Raw genomic sequence first — 16,602 nt, forward strand, 5'->3', positions numbered from 1 at the left:
AGACCAGAAAAATTAAATCTTGAAATTAAATCTTGTTTTAATTATACCATATTTATTTAAAAATAATGAGCCCGAATATCCCTGAAAGTAAAAAAAGAAAGATGGTGTCTAATTTTAAATACAATAAGAGAGCTGTTGATATAACGGTGAATACGACTGAAAACAGATTACTGAAAGCATCTTTTGTGAAATTAAGTGCAGCGGAACATATCATTGCAACAATAACGGGTTTAAGTTTGGAAATTATAAGTTTAATACTATTGTTCTCTTTGTGCCTTGAGTAAAGAAAAAATACACTTAAAGATAGAATTATTGGAATCAATATAGCCGATGTTGTGGCAATCAGCGATCCAAATATTCCACCTAATTTGTATCCTACAAAAGTAGCGGCGTTTATTCCTATTGGACCAGGAGTTGATTGAGAGATTGCGACTATTTCGTTAAATTCGTCTAAACTTAACCATTTGTTTGTTTCTACCACATAATAACTTATCACCTTCAAAATACTGTATCCACCACCGAAGCTTACACCACCAATTTGAAGAAACGTCAGAAATAGCTTAAAATAAATCACTACCGATCACCTTCTTTTACATTATCTCTATTTTTAAAAGAACCTCTTATTAGTGAATAAAATATGGTAAGTAATATAATAAATACAGGATTCAATTTGAAAAAGCTCACAAAAGTAAAAGATATAATAAAAATAATTATATCTTCAATTTCTCTTACGTTACTTTTCCACATTTTAAGAACAGATACTAACAGTACAGAAAACAGAGGGATTTTCATACCTCTTAAAAAAGGGGAAAGAATGTTATAAAACTTTGAAACCAAGGCGGCTATGGCAAGAATGATTAATGTAGGAAAGAATATAGCCCCTACTACTGCGGAGATCGTGCCTTGAATTTTTCGAAGTTTGTAACCGACAAGTGCCGAAGTATTAACAGCAATTGGTCCTGGCAAAGATTGAGCTATTACCAAAAGAGATGTGAATTCTTCATCTGAAAGAAGTTTATTTTTAGTTACAAATTCTTCTCTTATTACTGGTACCATTGCGTATCCTCCACCTATTGTCACACCTCCTACTTTAGCAGTTATAGAGAATATTTTCCACAACGAGAGAGTGGTACCTTCTTTTTTTAATTTGACCATTTTGCCAATCAACCCCTTCCTTCTTTTTTCAAAGATGTATGTTATATTATAATTAACAAGTGATGGTTATAAAAAATTATACTACGGAGGTACAGTTATGGGAATATTATGGATGGCACTGAGAATATTGCTGCTGGGGTACGAGAGGATCGCAGGTAACAAGATTTCAAAAGATTCACCCACGTTCGTAGCAGCTTGGGGATTTTTCTTCTTTTCTTTTCTGTCGTTCTTTCCGTTTTTTAAAACCATAAATATTGATGTAATTACAAAATCTGCTTTAAGTGGTGTTATTTATTCGTTTTCTTTCTCATTGTATACATACGCACTTGGACACGAGGATACTTCCGTTGTTGCTCCTTTGTACAATTTGAATGCCATTTTTTTAGTAATTTTATCTGCTGTTTTCTTAGGTGAACCGTTTAGTATTAAGAAACTCATAGGTGCTTTACTCATGATCTACGGAGTAAGCTTTTTGAAAAAAGAAAGCAGTGTCTTTTTATCTTACAAAAACTTACTCAAGAGTAAAGGTGCGGTAGCGATGATTTTTGCATCCTTACTTATGTCTTTTGGAAGAATAATAGATAGAAAGATCACGCAGAACGTTTCACCACTTAGTTACTCGGTTGGAGTGTACCTTGTTATAAGTACGTATATATTCATTTTTGGATTGATTTCTGGAAGTAGACTCACTGATTATACGAAAATTGTAAAAGAAAAAATATTCCACCTCATCCTCGGTGGAATTTGCAACGCTTATTCTTACGTTGCTCTTCTTAATGCGTTTGACTATCTTGGAGTGAGTGTTGCTGAACCTCTTTCCATGCTTTCTGTTTTTGTTACAATGATTTTTGCCAAACTCTTGCTGAAAGAGGAAATAGGTCTAAGATTGATTGCGGCTTTGTTGCTATTTACGGGGGCTATACTTATTTACTGAGCCAAATTACAGCATGTATTTGTCAATGTATATATCAACCACCAGAGGTACCTTTAACTGTGCTGCATTTTCCATTTCGTGTTTGATTATTGACTTGACTTTATCAATTTCATTTTCTGGTACTTCAAATACAAGCTCATCGTGAATTTGCAGGATCATAATGGTTTTTAGCTTTTCTTCTTTGAGGCGCTTATGGATGTTTATCATTGCAATTTTCATGATATCAGCTGCGCTACCTTGTATTGGAGTATTGATAGCTATTCGCTCACTTTCCGATCTGATACTCTGATCTTTTGAATTGATTTGTGGGATTTCTCTTTTCCTTCCCCAAAGTGTTTTAACGTATCCATTCCTTCTTGCAAATTCTTTTACGCTCGATATATACTCTTGAACACTTTTGTAATTTTCAAAGTAGGCTTCAATCATACGTTTGGTGTCCTTTACATCCAACCCTATTCTTTTAGAAAGTCCGTAAGGTGAGACTCCGTATACTATCGCGAAATTAACCATTTTACCTATCCTTCTCATATTCTCAGTAACAAATTCTTCACTCACGTTAAATATCTTCTTAGCAGTTTCAAGATGTATATCTTTGTTTTCTCTAAATGCTTTTATCAACTCAGGATCTTCCGTTATATGTGCAAGAACACGTAATTCGATTTGTGAATAATCGGCTCCGAGTATGTACCATCCATCCTTTTGCGGTTTAACAGCCATTCTAATTTCTTTACCTTCGTCTGTTCTACCAGGTAGATTTTGGAGATTGGGATCAGAACTACTCAGTCTACCTGTTGCAGTACCGGTTTGATTGAAAGAAGCGTGTACTCGACCTGTAGTTCTATTTACCATAGATGGAATTGCATCAACATATGTACTTTTCAGTTTCTGAATCTTTCTGTACTCAAGTAAGAGTTTTGCGATCTCATATTCGTTAGAAAGGTACTCGAGTACTTCAACATCTGTCGAGTAAGCACCCGTTGTTGTCGATTTCACAGTCGGCAAGTTTAGCTTTTCGAAAAGTATGTATCCCAATTGCTTTGGAGAGTTTATGTTAAAAACTTCACCTGCTATGTCGAATATTCTTTGGGATAGTGCAGCTAATTTTTTGTCCATCTCCTTCGAGAGTAGGGAAAGATATTCTGTGTCAAAATAAACACCATTTAACTCAAGGTCTGTAAGTACACAAATCAGTGGTAACTCTATTTTTTCGTACAAGTCAGTCATCTCGTGTGAATAAATCAATGGATAAAGGATATTGTGAATCCTTAGAGACATATCAGCGTCTTCGCATGAATATTTAGCTGCTGTTTCAACAGGTACGTAAGAGAAATCACCTACAAAAAGTGGCAATGAACCTTTTACAACATCTTCGTATGAGATCATCTTATGTCCTAAGAGTTTTAGGGAAAGTTCATCGAGGTTAAACCTTTTTTCATTTGGATTAAGCAAATAAGCTTCTATCATTGTGTCAAATGATGGTGTGTAGCTTTCTATTCCAGTTCTCCTAAGGAACTTCATATCAAACTTAACGTTATGTCCACCTAAGTTTTTCGTACCATCAAAGAGCAATTCAAAAAGCTTTCTAATTTGCTCAGCACCAAGGTTCTTAGAACCAACGTGCGCTATAGGAACATAAAAAGCCCTACCCTCGTCAACAGCTATCGAAATTCCCACAATCTTACCGTTATAAGGGTCTAAGGATGTAGTTTCCAAATCAAAGGCTATCTTTTTTGATTTTAAAATTTCCTCTATAAGCAGATTGAAAGTCTTCTCATCGTTGACAACCTTATAATCTGCTTTCTTAAGTAAGTTCGTAGAAAGATTGAGTTCTTTAATTATGCTTGAAAACTCGAATTTTTTTAAAATCTCAAGAAGTTTTCCTTCGTGAAATCCTGTATACAATAGACTCTTTGGCTCTATCGGAATTTCTACATTTGTATTAAGCTCAATCAGCTTTCTACTGAGTTCGTAATCTTCAAGATAAGCCTGGAGAGTTTGCCTAAGTTTTTCAGGTATCTTCGAAGTGTTTTTTAAAGCTTCCTGTATTCCCCCAAATTCTTTTAGTATTTTAATGGCAGTCTTCTCACCTATTCCAGGTACACCTGGAATATTATCGGAAGTATCTCCCACTAAAGCCAAGTATTCTTTGATTTGGGATGGATCAACACCAAATCTTTCTATAACTTCCGAGACAGTGTATTTTTTTATGTCTGTCACACCCTTTTCAATACGCCACACATGAACATTTTCATTCACGAGTTGCAGCATGTCTTTATCACTTGTAATAATGTTGATTTCTTCTATGTTATATTTTAATCTATCCCTTTCAAAAATAGTTACGAGGGTTGCTATTATATCATCAGCTTCGTATCCTGGTAGTTTAAGTACCTTTATCCCGAAACCTTCCACAAGTTCATCAGCCAACTCTATTTGTTTCAAAAGAGGTTCTGGTGTTTCTGGCCTATGCATTTTGTATTTATCATACAATTCTTTTCTGTAGGTGCTACCACCTTTAACATCAAGAACGAATCCACAGTAGTCTTCGTTAATTTTAATGTTTTCTTTTATGAATTTTAGCAGCATTCTTGCGAGTCCGTATAAGGAGTTTGTTGGAACTCCTTTTGTGGTTGAGAGATTTTGATCTATCGCAAAATATGCTCTGTAGAGCAATCCTGTACCATCAAATAGAAATACTCTCGCCATTAAGCTGCATCCTCCGAATTTCTAGTAGGGTGTTTACAGCCCTTCGTAGATGCGGAATTATTATGGAACCACCAACGATAAGCGCTACATCGAACGTTTCAAAGAATTCTTCGTCAGAAGTGTTTAGTTGCGCGCATCTTATCATGTGATATGTAATGCAATCATCACATCTTAAGACTAAGGATGCTACAAGTCCCATTAATTCTTTAGTTTTACTGTCAAGCGCACCTTCTTTATACACAGCATTGTCAAGTGCCCAGAATCGTTTTGTGTTTATTGTACCCTTGTTCAATATCTCCTGGTTCATTCTTTCTCTAAATTTCTTAAACTCTTCAAGCGTGTTAAATTCCATTGAAGACATCTTCAATACCCCCGCAAACAATCTTTAATATTTCTCGATTCCAAAACCTGCTTGACCGGGTCCTACATGAGTTGATATAACCTTTCCTGTTGGTGTGTAATATACATTTTTTACTTTGTAGTGTTCAAGCAAGATCTTTTCAATTTCCTTTAATTCTTCAAGATTATCACAACTAACAAGGTATATATCAACTTCACTGCCTTTTGTAAATCCCTCATTTTCTGCTTTTTTTAGTAACTCGTCCACAATACTTTTAAATCCTCTTGTTTTTGTAAAAGGAACCATATTTCCCTCTTCGTTTATGTATATTCCCACTCTAATCTTTAGCAACGAACCTACAAAGCCAGCGAATCTACTTACTCTGCCACCTTTGACCAAGAAATTGAAATCCTGAACGTAGAAAAACGCTCCGAATCCCTTTACAGAAATCTTTTTCTCAAGTTCTTCGGCTGTTTTTTCTAATCCAACCCCTAAGTTCAGTAATTCTCTTGCATACCTTGCCATAGGAGATATAGCTGTAGAAGCCATCTTCGAATCAACTACTTTTACAGGTATGTCAACTTCTCGGGCAGCAAGCAGTGCACTGTTAAATGTACCTGACATGGCAGAGGATATTGTTATAACAAGTATTCCTTCATATCCTTGCTGCTTTACCAGCTCATATTTGTTTTTCCAATCTTCCACTGAAGGTTGAGAACTTTTAGGAAGTTCCGGGGCAGTTTTCAACTTTTCATAAAATCTCTTTAACTCATCGAAATCTCTTGTATCATCTTTTTCATTTGTACCATCTGGCCAGTTGACGTAAAGAGGTACTATATCAACATCCAAAGTACTTAACAGTTCTTTTGGAAAGTCTGAAGTGCTGTCTACCAAGATTTTGACCTTTTGCATAGTTACTCCCCCTTCTTTAATTCGATTATTAAATTAAGTAATTGTTTGATGTGATTCACACTCGCAATCTTTACGTTCTCATCGTGTAATTTTGAAAAGTTAAAAGACGGAGCTACTATCAAACTAACTGGTAGTTTCTTGGCATTTTCTATTCGCTTTGAGATATTCACCGCAGGTCTAATGCTTCCGTCAAGACCTATTTCTCCAACCATAAAAACGTTTCCAGCAAAGGTATCTAAAAAAGACGACAAAATAGCTCCAGCAATCGCTAACTCACAGCCTGGATCAGATACGCTTATACCACCGGATACATTCATGTAGATGTCGTGAAATTCAAGTGGCAAATTCAAGTGCTTTGACAAAACCGCAGATATTATGATAACTTTTCTCACATCGATACCGTGCGAAATTCTGCGCCCAGAAGATACTTTCACTCTCGAAACAAGTGCTTGGATTTGGACGTTGAAAGGTCGGATGCCTTCATAAACACTTGTGAATATATTACCAGCAGTTTGTGTATAAGTTAGCAACTTATCTTCGCAAACACCTTGTAATCCTTCGTGTGTCATTTGGAGTATAGCAAGCTCTCCACTTGGTCCGTAACGGTTTTTCTGTACTCTTAAGATCCTGTAATCGGTGGTTTTTTCGCCTTCAAAATATATCACGGTATCCACAACATGCTCGACAAGTTTCGGACCGGCAATTATCCCTTCTTTGGTAACGTGCGCTATCAAAATAGAAGGGATTCCATATTTTTTTGAAAATATTCGAACTTTCTCAACCACTGCTTTTATCTGTACTACACCACCTACCGGGGCGTCAATATCTGCACTACTAATCGTTTGTATTGAGTCTATTACCAACAGTTCAGCACTTTCTGGTTCAATGTCACTCAGTACATTTTCGATTAAAGTCTCAGAAGTAATAAACAGATTGTTACTCTTTATACCTAACCTTTTAGCACGCAGACCGATCTGTGATATACTTTCTTCACCAGATACATAATAAACTTTCTTGTCCGTATTAATAGCTACTGAGTTACAAATCTGAAGGGCTAATGTACTTTTCCCAACTCCAGGTTCTCCCCCAAGAAGTAGAACCTGACCTGCAACTATCCCACCAGCCAGAAGTTCATCAATAGCTTCTATGTTTGTCTTTATGCGTAATTCCCCAGACGATTGCATTGCAGAACTAACATCAAAAAAACGAGGATGGGGCATCTCCACCCTCGCTTTATCTTCCCTAATTGATCTTTCTGCATAAGATTCCTTTAAGCTCAGTTCTTTTGCACTATTCCATTCACCGCATAACGGACATCTTCCAAACCACTTAGGTGATTCATAACCACACTTGTCACATACGTAAATTATCTTTGCTCTAGCCATTTTTCCCTACCTTTTTGGATTCTTAAACCTTTTGAACTTCCTTTTTCTGCTTCAAAAACACGAGTTTATCATCCTCTGGCACGACGTACACTTCACTATCTTCTTCTATATCTCCACGTAACAGTTCTTCAGAGAGAGGATCTTCTATATATTTTTGAATAGCTCTCTTCAGGGGTCTTGCACCATAAACGGAATCGTATCCTACATTTACAAGAAAATCTTTTGCTTCTGGTGAGAGTACAAGCGAAATTTTTCTCTCAGAGAGTCGTGCCCTAATATCCTTAAGTAAAATCTCTATAATTTGCTCTATATGCTGTTTTGTAAGTTTATGGAAGACTATTATCTCGTCTACACGATTTATAAATTCCGGTTTGAAAACCTTCTTAACTTCCTCTATAACCTTGTTTTTCATTTCGTTAAATTCTCGCTCATGTGAAGTTTCGTCGACAAATCCCAAGCTCTTTTTGGATGTTACTATTTCCGTACCACCAATGTTGCTTGTCATTATTATTATAGTGTTTCTAAAATCAACAACGTGTCCTTGCGAATCTGTAAGTCGTCCATCATCCATTATTTGAAGAAGTATATTAAACACATCTGGATGTGCCTTTTCGATCTCATCAAACAAAATAACAGAGAAAGGTCTTCTTCTGACCTTTTCTGTTAATGTGCCGCCTTCCTCGTAACCTACATAACCCGGAGGTGCTCCTATTAAACGTGACACAGAAAACTTTTCCATGTATTCACTCATATCAAATCTAATCAATGCTTTTTCATCACCAAACAAGTATTCTGCAAGAGCTTTCGCAAGCTCAGTCTTACCCACACCTGTTGGACCGAGGAACAGAAACACTCCGACAGGTCGACGCGGATCTTTCAATCCGCTTCGTGCCCTCCTTATAGCTCTGGCAATTGCTCCGATAGCTTCATCTTGTCCAACTACTCTTTCGTGAAGGGCACTTTCCAACTTTAATAATTTTTCTTTCTCGGTTTCTTCGAGCTTTTTAAGAGGTATTCCTGTCCAGCCGGCAACTACTTCTTCAATATCTGCTATATCCACTGTTGCAACAATAGTTTCAATATTCTTTCTCCATTTGTTGTACTCTTCATTGAATTTTTCTCTGAGCTGCTGTTCTTTTGCTTTCAATTCTGCAGCTTTTTCGTAATCTTGAATGTTAACGGCGTTTTCTTTCTCATTTTTGACCGATTCAATCTGCAATTTTAAAAGTTGTAGTTCATTTGGCATGGAAAATAGCTTCAAACGCGTTCTTGCGCCTGCTTCATCTATGACATCTATAGCCTTATCCGGTAAAAAATGATCGGTGATATATCTTTGGGAAAGATAAACAGCTGCTTCAAGTGCTTTTTCTGTGTATCTAACCTTGTGGTGTGATTCATATTTTGCCTTTAATCCCCTCAATATGTCAAGGGCCATTAGAGGAGTTGGTTCTTGGACGTATATTTTTTGAAACCTTCGTTCGAGCGCGGCATCTTTTTCTATGTATTTTCTATATTCATCAGGTGTTGTTGCGCCAATACAATGCAACTCTCCACGTGCAAGAGCTGGTTTGAGAATATTTGCAGCATCTACAGCACCTTCTGCAGACCCTGCACCAACGATCATATGTAGCTCATCTATGAAGAGTATTATATCTTTGTTTCCTTTAACCACTTGGAGAAGCTTTTTCATTCTTTTTTCAAATTCTCCACGGTATTTCGTTCCAGCCACAATAGCTGCAACATCAAGGGAAAATATTGTTTTTCCCTTAAGTGGTTCAGGAACTTCTCCTGATACGATTTTTTGAGCTAAACCCTCAACGATAGCACTCTTGCCAACACCAGGTTCACCTATCAAAACGGGATTATTTTTCTTTCTTCTAACCAATATCTGCATCAGTCTATCTATTTCATTTTCCCTACCAATCACAGGATCAAGTTCACCTTTCAACGCCTGTGCGGTTAAGTCAACTCCAAATCCTTCCAATTGTCTTACAGCGGGCGACGTTACAGGCTCTTCAGTTGAGGGTAATGTCTGATTTTCTTCGAAATAATCTTCATCGGATATGTTCTCAGCAATTTCCTTTCTAAGCGATTGAATATTAACGTTTAATTTCTTCAAAATATGCACAGCTATACCTTCACCTTCGCGAAGGATTCCCAATAGTAAATGTTCTGGATCTATTTTATCGCTACCAGACATTCTTGCTTCTTCAAAAGCTATCTCTGTAACTTTTCGTGCTCTTGGTGTCATTTGCGGGGACATTATAAAACCTCGCATACCAAGTCCCACTATCGAGATGACTTCATTTTTGACTCTTGCATAAGTTAAGCCATATCTTTCGAGTATTCCTGATAATGGCTTATCATTAAGTTTCAAAATTGCAAGTAGCAAGTGTTCCGTTCCAACATAAGAGTGTCCAAGATCTTTTGCCTCTTCTTGAGCAGTTACAAACACTTTTGCAGATCGCTCTGAAAATCTATCAAACATATGTTCACCTCCAAATTTCAAAATAATTATACCATATTCAATTAAAAAAATAAAGCGGGTACATCCCCCGCTATCTATGTTAAAGATATAACATCAATTCACTTGAACAGAAATTTTTTTATAAATTCTTCATTATATTTGAAATCGTAATCTGAAAAAATTGCTTTACCAAGTAGGATAACACGTCCATTGCCGTAATTAAACTGTCCAGCGAGTATTATCTTATCAACCTTTACAGCGTCATATCTTCCATCTGAATCTACACTTTTTGCTGTATCTGATGTAACAAGCATAGTGAACTCTCCATATGGGACTATTGAACACGGTGAGTAAAACCTTACGTTGTTTGCAAGTATTTTAAAGTTTGTACCGTAATTGTTAATCTCGTCAACGACTTGGTCGTCGTTAAACCGTGCAGGTGCGTCCATAAAATCGAGAAAGGTGTTTAAATCTTCTGTATTCCCACCGTTTTGATAATCGCTTTTCGATGTTATTATTAATGTGCCACCATTTTTAACAAAAAGTACTGCATTTTTGATCTCTTCGATTGAATAGTCTTTACCATTCATAATTACAAGATACTTTCCATTTAAAGCTTCGATCTTTTGGATATAGTCTATTTGATAACCAATACCCATAAGGTATTTCTCAAGCAGTGTTAGTTTGTCTTTTGTATAATCATTCGAATGTCCAACGTCAATGTAAACGACATTCGGATGCTGTATTACGTTATCTCTAACTTCAGTAAGTTTGAAAATGCTGAAAAATTCTTGCACATTAACAACAGCTGATGCAGACTTTATGAGTGACAAATAAACGTTGAAATACTCTTCATCACTTCCCTTGAGGATGTATATTTTTTTTGGAAAATTGTTTAACCATTCTATCTCTGCAGGTAATAATTCTTTGAAAAAGCTTAATCCATCCTTTGAAGGTCCTGGTATGATTATCACATCAACATCGTTGTAATCTACAAGCATGGTTTCAGGGTATACTACTAAGTCTCCTCTATTTTCGAGTAGATGAACGAACCTCTTGAACTCTTCTGTAAATTCATTTTCATGCAATTTGTCAATTAGAATAGTAAGACCTGTGTTTTCAAGAACCTCAAAATTAAACGACTGAATGTTTTTTCCATCAAATAAAACTTCGATCTTCTTACTTCCAGCAGTTAAAGTCCCGAGGTTTACAGTTTTGTTTCGGAAAATATCGTAAGGTTTGAATAATAACTTCTCATGCAAGATCACCTTGCCATTTAGGAGTACTTTTAATTCACCTTCCTCTATTTTATTGTTTGTATTATAAATATCAAAAACGAAATTAACTTCCTGACCTACTCTTGGTTTGTTTGGTCCCAACCTAAGATAGTTAACCTTTACGGAAGAGCTTGATTCTGTCCATATTGGTGCAGATATTACTTCATCACCATCTTTTTGAACAACTTTCACAAAGTACCATTCGTATCCATCTGGAACGTAGAAGACTTTCACAAAATCAAACTTATCTTTTCCAGTAACATCTGTAATCTCAAACGAACCAGACTGAGATATAACCTCTAATTTTTCAACAGGATCATTGATATCTTCGTATACTATTCGTAAAGTTAATTGCGTAGCATCGTACAGTATACTTCCCATTGTACTGTCATTTCCGTACACATAAAGTTTGACGTTTTTATCTTCACTTGCGAATGTTCTTCTATTCCACAATGCATTCATTATCTCTTCGTAAGTTAACTCCGTTGCTAAAATTCCTGTTCTTGAATCATTTGCATTTAACCAATCCTGTCTATGATTATCCTGGTTGGCGGTTGGACCAAGGTGCCAACCCCTGTTGAGTGCTAAGATAAAATTATTGTACATTTCCTGGGAAATCGTGTCGTTATCTGGAGAGTTACCATTTCCTATTTCTATCAGGTTGACATACTTATCGGCTTCTGGTACAAACCAAAAGTCTTGAAAATTACCAAAGGTTACTCCGGGATGATTAAATTGTGCAAGTTTCTTGGCTTTTATTATCCATTCGTAAAAATCTTTTAAATCACCTTTCTCATCTCTACTTATATATTCTAAAGTTTCATAAACGTTGATGTGGCCAGATCCAGCTGTCCATTCAAAACCTTGTAATCCAACAAATTTTCCATTAATTGAAGAATTTCGTGCTGCCTGTTGGGTTAGGTACGTCTTTGACTTACCATCTATAGAGATCTTCAAAAAGTAGCAGTGATCAGTTACAGCAAGTACATCTCCGTACTTTGAAGCGTGTTGATAAGCTTGTTCCGGTGTTCCTCTGCCATCGGAAAACAAGGTATGTGAATGTAAATTTCCGTAAAAGATTCTTAAATTAGAGTACTTGTAATCATTTGCGAAAACACTTGAAACAGTTAATGCAAATACAAAAATGAAAAGAACTTTTTTAAAAGCTTTTTCCATAATTTCTCCACTCCCTGGAAATATTTGGATTGAGTTTTGTAGCATATTATTATACCATATTTGGCGAGCAGAAGCTATAGGATTTCTCAGGTACGTACCTAATGCATAAAATAATTCTTGACAGTTGTATAGGCATGTGATAAAATCATAACCGCTACTAGGAAACGGAAAGTGGCGGCGTAGCTCAGTGGCTAGAGCAGATGATTCATAATCATCGTGTCAAGGGTTCGAGTCCCTTCGCCGCCACCAGTTTTTTTAAAATGCAAACTACAGTTTTAATTGCTCAAAGAATGTTTTGTGCCCTTATAGTTTTTACTGCCAGCGTAGCTCAATCGGTAGAGCGACGCATTCGTAATGCGCAGGTTGAGGGTTCGAGTCCCTCCGCTGGCTCCAGTTTGGTTCCGACGTTTAAAGGATGTTTAATATGTTTCGTACAAGGGACCCTTGAATTTGAGCCACTTAGGGTCCTTAATTTTTTTGTGTTAAATGAATTTTTTCTTTTGATATACAGAGGTGAGTGGTATGGAGAAATTAGAGTTTATCGATATTTTGGATATATACGTTAAAGCAGGTGATGGAGGAAACGGAGCTGTAACTTTTAGAAGGGAAAAATACGTGCCATTTGGTGGACCAGATGGTGGTGACGGAGGTGATGGTGGGTATGTGTTTCTCGTAGCAGACCCAACTTTGTCAACTCTATACCATCTATCTGAGAAAAAGAGATACTTTGCGGAGAATGCACAACATGGACAAGGAAAAAAGAAAAACGGTCGAAACGGGAAAGACTTAATTTTACGTGTACCTGTTGGTACTATTGTTAAAGACTTTGATACAAGGGAGATCATAGCAGATCTTGATGAACCAGGTAAATATTGTTGTGTTGCCATAGGTGGTAAAGGAGGACGTGGTAATGCACATTTCAAAAGTTCGACAAATCGAGCACCGAAGTTTGCGGAACATGGAGCTAAAGGAGAAGAAAGGCACATTTTACTAGAACTAAAACTACTTGCCGATGCAGGACTTGTTGGTTATCCTAACGTTGGTAAGAGTTCCATCATATCTAGAATAAGTAACGCACATCCAAAGATTGCAAATTACCATTTTACTACACTTGTTCCAAATCTCGGAGTGGTTTCTGTTGATAATTCGGACAAGTCGTTTGTTATCGCTGACATTCCAGGATTGATTAAAGGTGCAAGTGAAGGTAAGGGATTAGGTAATGTTTTCTTAAAACACGTTGAAAGATGTAGCTTAATCGTACACGTAATAGACATTGCAGGTAGTGAAGGAAGAGATCCTATACAAGATTATTTTGACATAAGAAAGGAACTCCAACACTTTAACAATGAACTTTATGAAAAAACGGAAATAGTTGTTGGGAATAAAGTGGATCTGCTTACATCTAAAGAGTTGGAAGAAAGAATAAAGCTTTTTGTTGAGAAGACGGGAAAATCAATAATACCAATTTCTGCTGTTACTGGGTTTGGTCTCGAAAAACTCAAGTATTCAATTTGGGAAGTCGTAAAAGAGAGCAAAAAACTACAACAAGGTGTTCTGGACATTAGCAATATAAATTTTGTAAAACCTGCACCAGTTAGGTTAATTTTGCCTGATGTTGTTGATATAATTGTTAAGAAAGAATCCAATGCATTTGTAGTTGTGAGTAATTATATCAAAAAGTATATAGAAAAATACAAGAAAGATAATAAATATTTGCTTGATGATATACTTGAACTACTACAAAAAAATGGACTCGAGCAAAAGCTGAAAGAGGCTGGTGCGCAAGATGGCGATATTGTCTGGATTGAAGGCGTTGAATTTATTTTCAAAGAGTGATACCTGTGTTATATTTGGTGGATCTTTTAATCCACCTCATGTTGCACATACTATTGTACTATCTTATGCAATTGATGTGTTTAATGCTGATTTTTACGTGCTACCCACAAAAACTCCACCTCATAAAGACGTGAACATACCTTTTGACAAGCGCTTTGAATGGACTGAGAAGTCATTTAGTTGCTTTGAAAAGATCGATAATGTTTTCATTTGGGATCTTGAGAAACACATAGAAGGCGTTAATTACGCAATTAGAAACGTTGAGGAATTTTCGAAATATTACAAAAATATTGTGCTACTTGTCGGGGAAGATGCTCTTGGAAATATAGAGAGTTGGTATGAATATAAAAGAATTTTCGACATGGCATTCTTTGCAGTATATCCTCGTACACGTAACGGAGAACTTTACGAAAGAGGTAAAAGGATACTCGGCGATCGTTATTCAAGAGTAATAGAGCTGAAAAACTTTCCACTCTTAGAGATATCCTCGTCTGATATTCGAAAAAGAATAATTCAGGGGAAGAGTATACATGGTATGGTAAACGAAAGTATTATTGACGATGTTGTTAAAACGTTCTCAGAAAATTTAAGTGGAGGAAGGTAGGATGCTTGAGTTTTTTCCTGGAAAAATAGGACTTGCACCAATGGCTGGAATAACCGACTTTGCATTTCGAAAGATTTGTTTTGAGCATGGTGCAGAGTTTGCTTTTACGGAGATGATAAGCGCAAAAAGTGTGTTGATGAATATAAAGATAAATGAATGTTATCTTCCCAAGGAACAAGAAAATACACGTGTTGGTATACAACTTTTCGGTTCTGACCCGATGGAGCTATCTGAGGCTGCAAGTATAGTTCAGAACATGGGATTGTGGGTGGACCTAAATGCTGGTTGCCCTGTAAACAAAGTGGTTAAAAAAGGCAGTGGAAGTGCGTTGTTGAGAGATTTAACAAGGCTTAGGCAGGTTGTAAGAAATATGAGAAAGGTGCTGAAACGTTTCACGGTTAAAACACGCCTAGGTTGGGAGAAAGACGAATTTGAAAAGATATATAATATCTTAGTAGAAGAAGGCGTTGATGCAATATTTGTTCATGGTAGAACAGCAAAACAAATGTACTCTGGAAAAGCTAAATGGAATATTTACAACCCTGGTTATGTGCCGTTGTACATTAGTGGAGACATTTACACTAAAACCGACGTTGAGAAAGCCCTGTTAGAAAGTAAAGCGCATGGAGTCATAGTAGCACGTGGTAGCATAGGTAATCCGTGGATATTCTCAGATGTAAATCCAACTATACAAAACCGTTTGGATACTATAAATAGGCATCTTGACTACCTTTATCAAATTCATGGAGATTACGGTGCAGTTGTGTTTAGAAAGTTTATCGCTGGTTATACTAAAGATATACCAGGTGCTCGTGAATTTAGGTGTAAAGCTATGAAATTGAAGACCATAGCCGAATTGAAAAAAATGTTTCAGACTTTCTTAGCTGATAAGATGTTGCAGCGCTAAATTTACATTGAGGTGAATCTTATGGGACTTGTGTATCTTGTTAGACACGCAAGCACAGAGTGGAATGAGAGGCAGTTGTGGCAAGGTGTTGTTGATACTGAATTATCAACCACTGGTATTGAACAAGCAAATGGGCTCGCAAAATATTTCATAGACAATAACATAAAGATAGATTTTATTTTTTCGAGTCCAATGAAAAGAGCTTTTCAAACAGCACATATAATAGCTTCCAAAATGGGTTTCCAACCTGATAAAATATTAATAGATTCAAGATTAAGAGAATGTGAAATAGTTTTATGGAATGGAAAAAACTTTGAAGAAATCAAGAGAGAGTGTTTTCAAGAGTTCTTAGAATGGCAAAATAACTTAATTTCATCGGTTAACGGTGTTGAGTCCCTCGAAAGTGTTCAAAAGAGAATGGTTGAATTTTTTGAAGAAAAGATGGTTCACTTTGCAAACAAAAATGTTATAATTGTTTCGCACGCAATTTCTTTGAGAATGTTTATAGCTAAGATTTTAAATTTAATTCCTCCAAATCACTTGAATTATTCTCTTGATAATGCATCTATATCAGCTGTAGAACAAACAAAGGATAGATTGAGAATAAAGTTCTTAAACTTAACAATCTGTCGTAACGGTTGTTAAATTTTACAATTTTACTTTAGTTGTGCCTTAGGGGGTGAGTTTTTGAAGTTTGTGTTGATAATGCTTGGTTTTTTATTTCTAATATACATTGGCATCAAGATATTACCTCTTAAATTAAGATACGCTAATGTCTTTTTCGTTTTAACATTCCTTTTTCATCTTTTTGCTTCTTTTTCCTTTTCATACGTTACTTTGATAATCTCCATGGTTTTTATTATTATCTTTTTCTTGGTTCTTTTGTACATGTTTGGTCTTTGAGGA

Annotated in this window: 14 protein-coding genes and 2 tRNA genes; 8 read left to right on the plus strand and 8 right to left on the minus strand. The window is 36.2% G+C overall.

Going from position 1 to position 16,602, the window contains the following annotated elements; translation table 11 throughout:
- Positions 1-52: 52 nt before the first annotated feature.
- Both N2Z58_01305 and N2Z58_01310 read right to left on the minus strand, forming a co-directional pair.
- On the minus strand, positions 53-574 hold the full coding sequence (locus N2Z58_01305; protein ID MCX7653308.1) for a chromate transporter: 522 nt from the start codon (positions 572-574) through the stop codon (positions 53-55).
- Positions 574-1,155, minus strand: a complete 582-nt coding sequence (locus N2Z58_01310) for a chromate transporter (protein MCX7653309.1) — start codon at positions 1,153-1,155, stop codon at positions 574-576. Before N2Z58_01310 ends, N2Z58_01305 begins: the two co-directional genes overlap by 1 nt.
- A gap of 97 nt (positions 1,156-1,252) precedes the next feature.
- On the opposite strand from N2Z58_01310, the gene N2Z58_01315 reads away from it, so the two are divergent.
- The gene (locus N2Z58_01315; GenBank protein ID MCX7653310.1) at positions 1,253-2,089 is read left to right on the plus strand and encodes a DMT family transporter; all 837 of its coding nucleotides are present in this window, start codon (positions 1,253-1,255) and stop codon (positions 2,087-2,089) included.
- Between the two features lie 6 nt (positions 2,090-2,095).
- On the opposite strand, the gene polA is transcribed toward N2Z58_01315, so the two are convergent.
- From polA to N2Z58_01345, 6 genes are all read right to left on the minus strand, one after another.
- Positions 2,096-4,792 (minus strand): DNA polymerase I, encoded by a 2,697-nt coding sequence (gene polA / locus N2Z58_01320; protein MCX7653311.1) that lies wholly within the window; start codon positions 4,790-4,792, stop codon positions 2,096-2,098.
- Positions 4,770-5,153: a carboxymuconolactone decarboxylase family protein gene (locus N2Z58_01325; protein MCX7653312.1), complete on the minus strand. Its 384-nt coding sequence runs from the start codon at positions 5,151-5,153 to the stop codon at positions 4,770-4,772. The genes polA and N2Z58_01325 overlap by 23 nt, the downstream gene beginning before the upstream one ends.
- A 24-nt stretch (positions 5,154-5,177) precedes the next feature.
- On the minus strand, positions 5,178-6,044 hold the full coding sequence (locus tag N2Z58_01330; protein MCX7653313.1) for a DegV family protein: 867 nt from the start codon (positions 6,042-6,044) through the stop codon (positions 5,178-5,180).
- 2 nt (positions 6,045-6,046) lie between these two features.
- A complete protein-coding gene (gene radA / locus N2Z58_01335; GenBank protein MCX7653314.1) occupies positions 6,047-7,429 on the minus strand; it encodes a DNA repair protein RadA in 1,383 nt (460 codons plus the stop codon).
- Positions 7,430-7,451: 22 nt separating this feature from the next.
- Positions 7,452-9,917, minus strand: a complete 2,466-nt coding sequence (locus tag N2Z58_01340; GenBank protein MCX7653315.1) for an ATP-dependent Clp protease ATP-binding subunit — start codon at positions 9,915-9,917, stop codon at positions 7,452-7,454.
- Positions 9,918-10,015: 98 nt separating this feature from the next.
- A complete protein-coding gene (locus N2Z58_01345) occupies positions 10,016-12,349 on the minus strand; it encodes a CehA/McbA family metallohydrolase (GenBank protein ID MCX7653316.1) in 2,334 nt (777 codons plus the stop codon).
- Positions 12,350-12,522: 173 nt separating this feature from the next.
- Between N2Z58_01345 and N2Z58_01350 the strand changes: the two genes are divergently transcribed.
- From N2Z58_01350 to N2Z58_01380, 7 genes are all read left to right on the plus strand, one after another.
- Positions 12,523-12,598, plus strand: a tRNA-Met gene (locus N2Z58_01350).
- Positions 12,599-12,666: 68 nt separating this feature from the next.
- A tRNA-Thr gene (locus N2Z58_01355) sits at positions 12,667-12,742 on the plus strand.
- Positions 12,743-12,871: 129 nt separating this feature from the next.
- Positions 12,872-14,185: a GTPase ObgE gene (gene obgE / locus N2Z58_01360; GenBank protein ID MCX7653317.1), complete on the plus strand. Its 1,314-nt coding sequence runs from the start codon at positions 12,872-12,874 to the stop codon at positions 14,183-14,185.
- The gene (locus tag N2Z58_01365) at positions 14,136-14,789 is read left to right on the plus strand and encodes a nicotinate-nicotinamide nucleotide adenylyltransferase (GenBank protein ID MCX7653318.1); all 654 of its coding nucleotides are present in this window, start codon (positions 14,136-14,138) and stop codon (positions 14,787-14,789) included. Before obgE ends, N2Z58_01365 begins: the two co-directional genes overlap by 50 nt.
- A gap of 1 nt (position 14,790) precedes the next feature.
- Positions 14,791-15,696, plus strand: coding sequence for a tRNA-dihydrouridine synthase family protein (locus N2Z58_01370; GenBank protein MCX7653319.1), 906 nt, complete (start codon positions 14,791-14,793; stop codon positions 15,694-15,696).
- A 21-nt stretch (positions 15,697-15,717) separates the two neighbouring features.
- On the plus strand, positions 15,718-16,341 hold the full coding sequence (locus N2Z58_01375) for a histidine phosphatase family protein (GenBank protein ID MCX7653320.1): 624 nt from the start codon (positions 15,718-15,720) through the stop codon (positions 16,339-16,341).
- A 42-nt stretch (positions 16,342-16,383) separates the two neighbouring features.
- A complete protein-coding gene (locus N2Z58_01380; protein ID MCX7653321.1) occupies positions 16,384-16,599 on the plus strand; it encodes a hypothetical protein in 216 nt (71 codons plus the stop codon).
- Positions 16,600-16,602: the final 3 nt, after the last annotated feature.

The organism is Fervidobacterium sp. (assembly GCA_026419195.1).
Lineage (GTDB): Bacteria > Thermotogota > Thermotogae > Thermotogales > Fervidobacteriaceae > Fervidobacterium.